Source organism: Methylomonas koyamae (genome assembly GCF_001644025.1).
In the GTDB taxonomy this organism is placed as follows: Bacteria; Pseudomonadota; Gammaproteobacteria; order Methylococcales; family Methylomonadaceae; genus Methylomonas; species Methylomonas koyamae_A.
Genome location: NZ_LUUK01000169.1, coordinates 1 through 11,797 on the forward strand (window position 1 = coordinate 1; position 11,797 = coordinate 11,797).

The 11,797-nt window shown below is 57.8% G+C and carries 11 protein-coding genes; 6 read left to right on the plus strand and 5 right to left on the minus strand.

Annotated elements, in window-relative coordinates; genetic code table 11:
* On the minus strand, window positions 1-1,429 hold a 1,429-nt coding region (locus A1355_RS12665), incomplete at its 3' end, for an MCP four helix bundle domain-containing protein (RefSeq protein ID WP_197471797.1).
* A gap of 367 nt (window positions 1,430-1,796) precedes the next feature.
* Here A1355_RS12665 and A1355_RS12670 point away from each other — a divergent pair.
* The gene (locus A1355_RS12670) at window positions 1,797-2,873 is read left to right on the plus strand and encodes a PA0069 family radical SAM protein (protein ID WP_064028627.1); all 1,077 of its coding nucleotides are present in this window, start codon (window positions 1,797-1,799) and stop codon (window positions 2,871-2,873) included.
* A gap of 75 nt (window positions 2,874-2,948) precedes the next feature.
* Here A1355_RS12670 and A1355_RS12675 read toward each other — a convergent pair whose 3' ends face one another.
* Window positions 2,949-3,323, minus strand: coding sequence for a hypothetical protein (locus A1355_RS12675; RefSeq protein ID WP_064028630.1), 375 nt, complete (start codon window positions 3,321-3,323; stop codon window positions 2,949-2,951).
* Window positions 3,320-3,682, minus strand: a complete 363-nt coding sequence (locus A1355_RS12680; RefSeq protein WP_064028632.1) for a NifB/NifX family molybdenum-iron cluster-binding protein — start codon at window positions 3,680-3,682, stop codon at window positions 3,320-3,322. Before A1355_RS12680 ends, A1355_RS12675 begins: the two co-directional genes overlap by 4 nt.
* 258 nt (window positions 3,683-3,940) lie before the next feature.
* On the opposite strand from A1355_RS12680, the gene A1355_RS12690 reads away from it, so the two are divergent.
* From A1355_RS12690 to A1355_RS12700, 3 genes are read left to right on the plus strand one after another with little or no spacing between them, the layout of a single operon-like run.
* Window positions 3,941-4,855: an AEC family transporter gene (locus A1355_RS12690; RefSeq protein ID WP_064028637.1), complete on the plus strand. Its 915-nt coding sequence runs from the start codon at window positions 3,941-3,943 to the stop codon at window positions 4,853-4,855.
* Entirely contained in the window at window positions 4,852-6,072 is a 1,221-nt protein-coding gene (locus A1355_RS12695; RefSeq protein ID WP_064028639.1) for a competence/damage-inducible protein A, read from the plus strand. Before A1355_RS12690 ends, A1355_RS12695 begins: the two co-directional genes overlap by 4 nt.
* On the plus strand, window positions 6,063-7,955 hold the full coding sequence (locus A1355_RS12700; RefSeq protein WP_064028641.1) for an ATP-binding cassette domain-containing protein: 1,893 nt from the start codon (window positions 6,063-6,065) through the stop codon (window positions 7,953-7,955). The genes A1355_RS12695 and A1355_RS12700 overlap by 10 nt, the downstream gene beginning before the upstream one ends.
* A 25-nt stretch (window positions 7,956-7,980) precedes the next feature.
* On the opposite strand, the gene glp is transcribed toward A1355_RS12700, so the two are convergent.
* Window positions 7,981-9,234, minus strand: coding sequence for a gephyrin-like molybdotransferase Glp (glp, locus tag A1355_RS12705; RefSeq protein ID WP_064028643.1), 1,254 nt, complete (start codon window positions 9,232-9,234; stop codon window positions 7,981-7,983).
* The gene (mobB, locus tag A1355_RS12710; RefSeq protein ID WP_064028645.1) at window positions 9,231-9,755 is read right to left on the minus strand and encodes a molybdopterin-guanine dinucleotide biosynthesis protein B; all 525 of its coding nucleotides are present in this window, start codon (window positions 9,753-9,755) and stop codon (window positions 9,231-9,233) included. The genes glp and mobB overlap by 4 nt, the downstream gene beginning before the upstream one ends.
* A 77-nt stretch (window positions 9,756-9,832) precedes the next feature.
* Between mobB and A1355_RS12715 the strand changes: the two genes are divergently transcribed.
* Together A1355_RS12715 and rpoS are read left to right on the plus strand one after the other, a co-directional pair.
* Window positions 9,833-10,342, plus strand: coding sequence for a hypothetical protein (locus A1355_RS12715; RefSeq protein ID WP_064028647.1), 510 nt, complete (start codon window positions 9,833-9,835; stop codon window positions 10,340-10,342).
* 452 nt (window positions 10,343-10,794) lie between these two features.
* Complete coding sequence (rpoS, locus tag A1355_RS12720) at window positions 10,795-11,775, plus strand: RNA polymerase sigma factor RpoS (RefSeq protein ID WP_064028649.1); 981 nt, start codon at window positions 10,795-10,797, stop codon at window positions 11,773-11,775.
* Window positions 11,776-11,797: the final 22 nt, after the last annotated feature.

Consider the following 11,797-nt stretch of genomic DNA (forward strand, 5'->3'; position numbering starts at 1 on the left):
GGAAGTCGCCTTGGTGCTTGGCGGCGTCGGCGCGGACGTCCAGGCGGCCCTCGGCGGCGGCTTTGATCAGGGTATCGGTATCGGCGATGACCGCGCGCAAATTGGCGCGGATTTTATCGATGGCGTTATTGATAAAGATCAGTTTGCCGGGAAGTTTTTCAATATCGGCATCCAGGTTGCCTTGGCCGAATTGCTCGAAGCAAGCGATGGCTTTTTGGTTGACGGCGATGTGGGCGCCGACCATGTCGTTGACGCCTTTAGCCATCGTCGCGAATTCGCCTTGGAATTTGCCGGTATCGATCTTGAAATCGATTTCGCCGGCGTCGTGCTGCCCGGCCATTCGGTTCATGTCGGCGATAAAACTTTTCAGATTGCCGCGTACCAATTCAATCGCTTCGTTAATAAACGCACGCTTGCCGGGTTGCTTTTCGATATTGGCTTCGAAGTCCCCTTGGCCGAAGTTTTTGAATACGCCCATGGCTTTTTGGGTAACCGCGACTTGAGCGCCGACCATGTCGTTGACGCCTTGAGCCATTGACTGGAAACTGCCTTGAAATTTAGCGGCATCGACGACGGCATCGATATCGCCGGCTTCGTGAGATTGGGCCATTTGGCCCATGGCGGCGAGTAGCGTTTTGATGGTGTCGCTCATGTGCTTCATCGCGGCCATCACGCTGGCGTTATCGCCGGCTTGTAACACGATGGTGCCGCTGAGATCGCCGACGGCGATTTGATTGGCCAGTCCGGCGACCGCGTCCGGTTCGCCGCCCAGTTGGCGCATTAAATTGCGGATGATCATCCAGCTCATCATCCCAACTAGCAGTGTGATCAGTACCGCGATGCCGACCGAAGTATTGGTGGCGCTTTGCTGGATACGGCTCGCTTCGAGCATTCCTTGGTCGGCCAATTGGGAGTTGTAATCCATTTCCGTCTGAATGGCGTCCTGCAGTTTCCTGACGGCGGGCATCAATTCTTCTCTGACGATCGTCTCGGCCTCCTTGGTGCGGTTTTGCCTAGAGAAATCGAAAACTTTTAGACGCGGAATATCGTACGCCGCCAACAGCGATTTAACGTTATCGAGCATGGCCTGTTCCTTGGCGTCCGAAAGACAACTGGCGCCGTTGCAGGCGTCCAAGGTATAGCGCTTAAACGCGTCGTCCAATTTCGCGCGGGCTTCGGCGATTTTCGGCTCCAATGTCGCCATGCCGGCCGGATCGGTGATGATGACGTGAAACAACGAATATTCCCTCAAATCGGCCAGTTGTTTTCGAATCTCGAAAAATATCCGATAGGTCGGTACCGTGTTGACGCCGGCATAACTCGCCGCGTCGTAAACTTTCGCGAGCTGGATATAGCCTAACAGCGCCAGTCCGACCAAGCCCAGCATGGCGGACGACGATAGGAGTAAAAGTCTCTGTTTAACAGTCATGGGGTTTCTCCCTGGATGTCGTTTAGGATCTGAGATGTGGGCGGAACGCTGCGGCGGGCCGTAGCGCGCGTTCGATCAAATTTGTCCGCGCTTCGCGAAACGCTAGGCTTTGGCCGGGGCTTACGGTTTTTCTCGGATTAGCTTAGACCATTTTGAGTCGCTATCCAGTTTGGGTAGGCAAATTCGAAACGGTTACCCGGAGGATCGCACCTAAGCGCTGTGGAAGTTCGATGGCCGAAAATGCTTTGCGCGCCGGTTCGAAGTTTGCCAAGATAGAGGAAGTCGCCCAACCGAGCGTTTGCCGCGCTAGACGACCGGCCGTCCGGAATCGAAGGGCGCGCACGCGCTTCTTCCTTTGGTTTTTGTCATGTCCAAGCCTCTGATTCACAAAGGTCGCGGTGCCGTCAGCAATGCCGCCGGCCGCTACGAAAAACAACGAAGCCAGGCCGAGGACGACGGCTGGGGGAGCTTGGATGTCGACTTGCCGCCGCTGGCGACCGAAATCATCGTCGATGCCAGCAAATCGGTGATCACCTATAACGATTCGCCGGATATTCCGTTCGACCGTTCCGTCAACCCGTACCGGGGTTGCGAACACGGTTGCGTGTATTGTTTCGCGCGGCCGACCCACGCGTATCTTGGCTATTCGCCGGGGTTGGATTTCGAAAGCCGCATCCTGGTCAAACCCGACGCCGCGACGTTGCTGCGCGCGGAACTCGGCAAGCGCCAATACCGTTGCGCGCCGCTGGCGCTGGGCACGAATACCGATCCCTATCAGCCGCTGGAGCGTCGCCAGCGCACCATGCGCGACATTTTGGAAGTGCTGCGGGAAACCCGGCATCCGGTCGGCATCGTCACCAAATCGGCGCTGATCGAACGGGATATCGACATCCTGGCCGAGATGGCCGGCCAGGGCTTGGCGTCGGTGTGCTTGTCGATCACGACCCTGGATCGCCGCTTGGCGCGGACGCTGGAACCCCGCGCCGCCGCGCCCGAGCGCCGCTTGGAAACGCTGACTCGTTTGAGCGAAGCCGGCGTGCCGGTCGGCGTGATGGTTGCGCCGTTGATTCCGGTGTTGACCGATTACGAATTGGAAGCCATCGTGTCGGCCGCGAAGCGGGCCGGAGCGATCAGCGCGGAATACATTCTGCTGCGCCTGCCGCTGGAAGTGGCCGACTTATTCGAGGAATGGTTGCGCGAGCATTACCCGCTGAAGGCCGAGCACGTGATGAACCGGGTGCGCGACAGCCGGGGCGGCAAGGTCTACGACCCGAGCTTTCATCGGCGTTTGCGCGGCGAGGGTGTCTACGCCGATTTGATTGCGCAGCGCTTCGGGTTAATCCGGAAAAAACTCGGCCTGGAACGCGGGTTGCCGCCGCTCCGCACCGACTTATTCCGCAAGCCGGCGGCCGGCGGGCAGATGAGTTTTGACTTTTTCGAGTGAAAGCTGGTCGCGCGGCTTGCGGGCAATGGCGCAGGCTCGAGGCGGGTACGGTAGAACCGGGTTAAGCTCGGTGCATCAAGCGTCCGCATCCTCGTCTTTCTGGCGTTTTTCCAACAACCCTTGCTCGCGAAGCATGGCCTTGAAGCCTTTCATCACCGGTCTGGAGAGCGCCGTTTCGGCGAACAAGCGCTTTTCGTAGATTCGGTTCTTCAGATCTTCGTCGTCCGGCGCGGCGCGGGCCGTCGCGATCAATGCATGCAACTCCGGCTCCAACAACTGACCGGGCAGGTCGCGGATTTGGTCGTACAACAAACTCATCACGACTTTTTCGTCGGCGCGCATTTTGCATTTGCCGTCGATGATTTTCAGCATCACCGTCACCGCGCAATCGACATGCAGCGGGGTCAGCGGGTGCGCCGCCACCCAGGCGGCAACGGTTTCCGGCGTCATCCGACGGCCTCGCCGGCGGCCAGCCGTTTGGCGTAATCGAGTAACGACTCCTCGACCGCCATATAGGCGTAGTCGGCGACCGCCGCGACGCCGATGGCGTTCACCTTGGCGGTCGGGCCGTCGCCGATGCGTGCCACGAACACGGCGTCGCAGTCCTTGATGGTTTCCAGTATGCCGGCCAGCGCGTTCTGATCGCCGTGTTGGCCGTGGCAGTAATGATCGACGTCGCGGCTTTCCAGGTGCTCGCAATGGTCCGGCGTCAAGCGATAGATCGCAAAGTGTTTGGCGTGACCGAAATGTTCGTTGATAGAGATGCCGTCCTTGGTGGCGACGGCGATTTGCAGCGGCGTCGCGCTCATCGGCGAACTCCAGGGGCCGAGGTGGTCGCGCGGCGGTGAGTTGGGCGGTTTGTCATGGCGATTCCGGGGCTACACAAATTATTAGCGATTAAGCAAGAGCGATACCAAGCGCGGGAATGCCGATTTGCCGAGGTTTGCCGGGTGCCGGCGCGTGGCGGTCTCGACAAATGTCGGGTTTGCGACAAGTCGCTGCGGCGTTCGATTCGGAAGGGGTTTTTGCCTATACTGCCGGCATTGCCCATCGAACGAAATCCCTAAATGACGACCACTTTGATCCAGATGACCGTGCTAATGCTGTGCGGCGCGGCCTGGAGAGTCCTGTGCCCGAATAAACTCGCGGCCGATCAAACTCGGCTGGTGTTGACCAGCGTCGTTTATTATTTTTTATTGCCGGCCATGGTGCTGGAGGTACTTTGGAAGGCCGACATCGGCTGGCAGTCGTTGAAATTCAGCCTGTTGGGTTGTTCCAGCATCTTGTTGGCGGTTTTCGTCAGCGGGTTGATCGCCAAGCTGCTTCGTTTCCAGCGCACCCAGGCCGGCGCAATGATACTTGCCGCGGCGTTTCCGAATACTACCTACCTGGGCTTGCCGGTATTGGAGCAGGCCTACGGCGGCTGGTCGCGCTCGGTGGTGATACAGATGGATTTGTTCGCGGCGGCGCCGATGGTGTTCACGGTCGGTATCCTGCTGGCGCGTCACTACGGCGCGGCCGAAAAAGACCAGCCCAAGTCCCGGCTGGGATTTTTTAACGCGCCGCCGTTTTGGGCGGCGTTACTGGCGGTGGTTTTGAATCTGAATCACGTGCCGGCACCGTTGTGGTTGGCCGGATTGCTAACGATGCTGTCGGCCGCGGTGGCGCCGCTGATGATCTTTTCGTTGGGATTGGCCTTGAGTTGGCGAGCGGTAAGGTGGCGCAATCTGCCCTATATCCCGCCGGTGGTGCTTATTAAATTAATGTGGTTTCCGTGGGCCGGCATTTACATCGCGGATGTCTTGCAGCTCGAAAATCCGTTTCGGGCGGCGGCGATTTTGGATATCGCGATGCCGAGCATGGTGTTGGGCGTGGTGCTGTGCGACCGCTACCAACTGGATAGTTCGTTGTATGCCACGGCCGTGACCGTCACGACCGGACTGAGTTTGTTGAGTTTGCCGTTTTGGTTCGAGGTGTTATGAAGGCCATTGCCGAAGTGTTTTCGCAAGGGGAAGAAGTCGTTACCGGCCAGGTGGTGGACAGCAACGCCGCCTGGTTATCGCAACGCTTGGTGGAGCTGGGTTTCAGCGTGACTCGGCACACCGCGGTCGGCGACAAACTGGACGATCTGGTAGCGTTGGTTCGAGAGATCGCCGGCCGCGCCGATTGTTGCGTCTGCACCGGCGGTCTGGGACCCACCGTCGACGATTTGACCGCCGAAGCGGTGAGCATCGCCGCCGATTTGCCGCTGGTGCTGGACGAACAAGCCCTGAGCCATATCGAACGCTATTACGCCAATCGGCGGCGGGTCATGCCGGCTGCCAACCGCAAACAGGCGTATTTGCCGCGCGGCGCGGTGCGCATCGATAATCCGGTCGGCACTGCGCCGGGTTTTGCGTTGCAAATCGGCCGTTGTTGGTTCGCCTTTTTGCCGGGCGTACCGATGGAAATGAAAACGTTGTTTGCCGACGTGGGGTGGCAGTTGGAACAACGCTTCAGGTTGTTGCCGGATCGCTTGGTGATGTTACGCAGCGTTGGGATTGGCGAGTCGGCGATACAGCAAGCCTTGAGCGAGGTCAACCTGCCGGCCGGCGTGCAATTGGGATTTCGGGCGGCGCCGGACGAGGTGCAGACCAAGTTGTTGTTTCCGGGCGATTTTCCGTTTGCGGATGTCCTGGTTTTGGTTGAGAGCGTCCGAATGGCGATCGGCGACTGCGTGTTCGCGATCGATGGCCTGGAAGGTGTGGCTGGTGGAGATTTGCTGACTGTTATTGACCGTGCGTTGCCAGCGGATAGCCGCGTGGCGATACTGGAAACCGCCAGCGGCGGCCGGCTGGCGGCCGAATGCCAGTCTTACGCCTGGTTGGATTCAACCTTAGTCTGTCGCGATGCGGCTCAAGCCGGCCGGCAATTAGAGGTTTCTACCGAGAACGAGCCTCTCGAACTGGTTGCGCAACGACTGGCCGAAAGCCTGCAAGCGCGTGGCGCGGATCTGGCCTTGGTGCAGCTGTATCGAGGCAGCCTGGACGATTACCGCAACCGCGATGCCGCCATCGTCCTTTATAATGGTCTGCTAAGCCCAGCCGGCTGGTATGGCAAACAGCATACACTGGCCGGCACCGCAACCACCAAACAAACCCAATCAGCCTGGCTGACCCTGGACTTACTCCGCCGCTACCTACAACAGCTATGCCTTTAATTCGCCTGACCAACGTTTCCATCGCCTTCGGCACCCATGCCTTGCTCGATCATGCCGATTTTCAGCTCGATCCTGGCGAGCGGGTCGGGCTGTTGGGCCGCAACGGCGAGGGCAAATCGACGTTGATGAAAATCATCGCCGGCGATATTCACGCCGACCACGGCGAGATCTGGAAGCAGCCGGAATTGCGGTTGGCTTGGCTGGAACAGCAGCCGAATCTGAATGACGGCGATACGATCTACGAAGCCGTGGCCGGCGGGTTGGGTGAATTGGGCGGACTAATTGCCCGCTACCACGAGTTGTTGACGCACATGGACGGCAGCGAAGCCGGGTTGGACGCGCTGGGCGAAGTCCAGCACAAATTGGAAGCCGGTAACGGCTGGCAGTTTCAACAGCGGGTCGAGGCGGTATTGAGCCGCTTGCAATTGCCGGCCGACCTTAAGGTTAGTAGTCTGTCCGGCGGCTGGAAGCGGCGAGTGGCCTTGGCGCGGGCCTTGGTGATTGATCCGGAGGTGTTGCTGCTCGACGAACCGACCAACCATCTGGATTTCGAAAGCATCACCTGGCTGGAAGAACAGTTGTTGAACTTCGCCGGCGCGGTACTGTTCGTGACCCACGACCGGGCTTTTTTGCAAAAACTGGCGACCCGCATCATCGATCTGGATCGCGGTCAGTTGACGTCGTGGGCCGGCAATTATCAGGATTACCTGGTGCGCAAGGCGGCGGCACTGGAAGATGAAGCCAATCAGAATGCCGAATTCGACAAGAAGCTGGCCAAGGAGGAGGTCTGGATACGCCAAGGTATCAAGGCCAGACGCACCCGCAACGAAGGCCGGGTACGGGCGCTGAAAAAATTGCGCGCCGAACGCGCCGAGCGCCGCAACACCCAGGGCACCGCCAAACTATCGTTGAATAAGGGCGAGGTATCCGGAAAGAAGGTCATCGAGGCGGTCGATGTCGAGTTCAGCTATGGCGACCGCACTATCATCCGCGATTTCTCGATTCGCATCGATCGCGGCGACAAGATCGGTTTGATCGGCAACAACGGCGCCGGCAAGTCGACCTTGCTGAAACTGTTGCTCGGTCAGTTGCAGCCGACGCAAGGCACGGTCGAACTGGGTACCAATCTGCAAATCGCCTATTTCGACCAATTGCGCGAGCAGCTCGATCCGGAAATTTCGGTGGCCGACAGCGTGCTCGACGGCGGCGAATTCATCGACCTGCCCGGCGGCCGACGCCACGTGATGAGCTATCTGGCCGACTTTCTGTTCGCGCCGGCGCGGGCTCGTTCGCCGGTCAAGAGTCTATCCGGCGGCGAGAAAAACCGCTTGCTGTTGGCGCGCTTGTTTACCAAGCCGGCCAACCTCATCGTCATGGACGAACCGACCAACGACCTGGATTTGGAAACCCTGGAAATCCTCGAGGAAAAACTGGTCGAGTACCAGGGAACCTTATTGCTGGTCAGCCACGACCGCGAGTTTCTGGATAACGTGGTGACCAGCGTGTTGGTGTTCGAGGGCGAGGGCAGGGTGGAGGAATACATCGGCGGTTACGCCGATTGGTTTGCGCTGTCCGAGCGCAATAAAAAACAACAAGCCGAGGTGGCGAAAGTCGCCGACGCAGCGGCCAAGAAAGACAAGCCCAAAACCGCGCCGGCCAAGAAACTCAGCTTCAAGGAACAGCGCGAGCTGGAGCAACTGCCGGAACGCATCGAACAACTGGAAAGCCGCCAAGCCGAACTGACCGCGACGATCGGCGGCGGCGAGTTTTACAAGCAATCGCAAGAGGCCGTCGCGGCCAGTCTGGCGGAATTGCAGGCGGTCGAAACCGAACTGGCCGCCGCTTACAGCCGTTGGGACGAGTTGGATGCGTTGCAGGGCTGAAAAGTTGCCGGCGGCCGAGTCAGAATCAGAGCGGTGGCAAGTTGGTGCTGAAGGGCTCGACGATGACTGACTCGCCCGGTTTGACGCCGGCACAGTCTGCGTCCAGCACAATGAAGCAGTTGGCGTGACTGGCTACTGTCAATTGATGCGACTCTTGGCCGCCCGCGAGCTTGACTGCGTACTGGCCAGGCGCGATTTGGCTGACGATGCCGCGTTGATATTCCTGACGGCCGGCCGATTTTTTCAGCCGGCTGTCGCAACGGGCCAGCAATTGCAAAGGCCCGGCGGCCGGTTCGCCGGCCAGTTGACGCAAGGCCGGCGCCACGAACTTCCGGAAAGTGACCAATACGGCGGCCGGGTTGCCCGGTAGTCCGAAAAACCAGCTGGCGCCGATTTTGCCGAAAGCTAGCGGCTTGCCGGGTTTGATCGCCAATTTCCAGAACTCGACCTGGCCGCATTTGGCCAGGGTTTCTTGAACGTAATCGGCGTCGCCGACCGAGGCGCCGCCGGTGGACAAGACTACATCGAAACGATCGGCAGCGTCGAGCAAGGTTTGCTCGAGCAGAGCCGGATCGTCTCTGACGATGCCAAGATCGACGACTCGATGGTTGGCGTCGGCCAACAGGCCGGATAGCAGATAGCGGTTGCTGTCGTAGATTTTGCCGTGTCCCAATGGCTCTCCGAGCGGTGTCAATTCGTCGCCAGTCGAGAAAAAGCCGATATTCAAACGGCGACGGGCGCGAATGTCGGCGATGCCGGCGCCGGCCAACAAGGCCAGATCGCTGGCGGTCAATTTTTTCGGCGCGCTGATCAAGGTATCGCCGCGATGCACGTCGCTACCGATGGCGCGGACGTTTCTGCCGGCGGGACAATCGGCGCCGAACAGCGCAAACTCGCCGTCCCTATCGACTTGCTCTTGCTGGACCACGCTATCGACCCCGTCGGGTACCACCGCGCCGGTGAATATTCTGACGCATTCGCCATCCGTCAGTTCGCCGACGAAGGGTTGGCCGGCCCACGCAGTACCGACGACGCGCAAGCGGAAGGTTTGACTCGGCAATATCTGCGCGCTGTTTAAACCGTAACCGTCCATCGCCGCGTTGGCTTGCGGCGGAATATCTTGAGGTGCTTGCGGACTTTTCGCGATCACACGGCCAAGTGCGTCCGACAACGCGACGGTTTCGGTTTCCGATAGCGGGATTATTGCCGAGGCGATCCGCTCCAAGGCTTGTTCGGCGCTGAGTAGCGGTTTATGGCTTGGGTAACAAAGGTTGGTCACGATAGCGAGCTCAAATAGGTGTTGAGAATAAAGCCGGCAATCGCCGACGGGTCGTTGAGGTCGAGTTTGGGTATCGGCGGTTCTGGCTGCAGTCGGGTATCGCAGGCAATTGCGATAATGCTGGGATCGCTCGGATACAGCAACGGTTTGCCCAGCGCCGATCGGTGCAATTCGATTTTGGGATAGCGTTCGTCTCGAAAGCCTTCCACCAAAATCAAGTCTAGGCCGGCGCTAGGAAATGCCGCTAATTGCTCGGCTAGCGTAACCTCGGTAGCGGCCGACAATTCGCTGATGATCGCGCGTCGGAAGCGAGATACCAACATGACCGGTGTCGCGCCGGCTAGTCTGAGCCGGTAACTGTCCTTGCCGGGTTGGTCGATTTCGAAATCGTGGTGACTGTGCTTGATCACGCCGACCTTCAGCCGGTTTGCGTTGAGCAGCGGCAACAGACGGGTCAATAGCGTGGTTTTGCCGGTGCCGCTGTAGGCGGCGAATCCCAACAGCGGCGGCGGCTGAAGCATCGCGGGTCTCGGAAGCGCAAGAAAGCTGGGTATTCTAAGGTATTATGGCTAACCTTGGGTGGCGGTCCGGAGGTCGGGTGATACGCATCGTTTTGTTATTGCTGGTGGTGGGCTTGTTTTTCGCGGTACGTTGGTGGATGGCGTTGCCGGCTAAACCATCGGGCGACAAATTGCGTCAATGGTTGACGATTGGCGGCGTGCTGCTGTTGGCGGTTTTAGCGTTGAGCGGTCGTCTGGGTTGGTTGTTCGGCGCGCTGGGTGTGGCGGCGGCGTTTGTCTGGCGCGGTTTACCGATATTGATCAGAGTGGCGCCGCAATTGCAGCGCTTGTGGCTTTGGTTTCAAACCAGTCGCCGCGATTCCGGTCGGTCGGGGCAGGCTGGCTCAGGGCAAGGGCGCGGCGGTAAGACCGCTGCAATGAGCGAGGCTGAAGCCCTGGAGGTTTTGGGACTGAAAGTCGGCGCCAGTCAGGCCGACATTGTGCAAGCCCATCGCAAGCTGATTTCGCGGGTGCATCCCGACCGTGGCGGGTCCGACTATTTGGCCGCGCGGATTAATTTGGCGAAGCGGGTGCTGCTGAAAAACTGATCGTGACGGCATCGTGCCAAACCGCTATTGAGTTTGAATTTCGAATTTATGTGAAGCGCATCACTCTGAACGAAAGATAAATCTGATCGAAGTCAGATTTTGATTTTGAACTTAGTGTGAAATAGTCGCGGTTTCGATATTCTGCAGTCGCCGGATCAATTCCAAAAAGGAGATGTGAGCCACAAAAAAACCTGGAAATTCAACTCATAGGATAAAAAAATTAAAGTTATACTGGCGCTCGCCGTAAACAGGGATAATTTCTGAGTTTATGCTAAGGCGAAAAAAAAGGGAGATGAGGGTTGCAGTTGGTCGGACCGTCCTATCGGGCCGGACTAGGCGACGTAAGGATTGCACTCTAATCCGTATTTGAGATTGAAGGCCGATTCCCTATTAGGGACGGCCCGAACAGAACAATAACTGAATCAGCAAGCCAAATACCTGGGAGACTAATCATGATGGAAGAAGCGATAGATGTAATAAAAGACATGGATATGCCCGATTTCATTTCTTTCGATGAAGTGGAGGACGAAATCGAAGAGGTCGATTCCGCGGAAACGTTCAAACTAGCGGAAATCGACACCAGCGACTCGCAAAACGAAGGGACTTTCGACGCGACCCGAGCCTATCTTAACGAACTTAGCAAATCCCAACTGCTGACCGCCGATGAAGAAAAAATTTACGGTCGGCGCACGCAACAAGGCGATCCTCAAGCCCGCAAAATCATGATTGAAAGCAATTTGCGTCTGGTTGTGAAAATTTCCAGGCGCTACTTAAACCGTGGCCTTCCGCTGCTGGATCTGATCGAGGAAGGCAATCTCGGTTTGATTCGGGCAGTCGAAAAATTCGATCCCGATCGCGGATTCAGGTTTTCCACCTACGCGACATGGTGGATCAGGCAAACGATAGAACGGGCTATCATGAATCAGACCCGCACGATTCGCTTGCCGATTCACATCGTCAAGGAAATGAACGTTTACCTGAAGGCTCAACGCAGTTTGGCGCAACAACTCGATCACGAGCCCACCGTGGACGAAATCGCCAAGCATTTGGACAAACCCGCGAAAACCGTGAGCAAGATGCTGAAATTGAACGAGAGAGTGACCTCGGTCGACGTCTCGTTCGGTAAGGATTTCGACAAGCCTCTATTGGAAACCATCTCCGAGGAAGAGAGCCGCAGTCCGGCGGAAATCCTGCAGGAAGACTTCATTCAAAACAACGTCACCCATTGGGTGTATCAACTAGGCGAAAAACAACGCGAAGTGATTTGCCGTCGGTACGGACTGTGCGGCTTCGAAAACGCCACCCTTGAACAAGTCGCGCTGGAAATGGGCGTCACTCGCGAGCGGGTCAGACAGATCCAGATGGATGGCTTAAAGCGCTTGAAAGAAATCCTGGAAACCAACGGTTATTCGTTCGAATCCATTTTTAATTAACTCGACTGCCGGTTTGTTATTC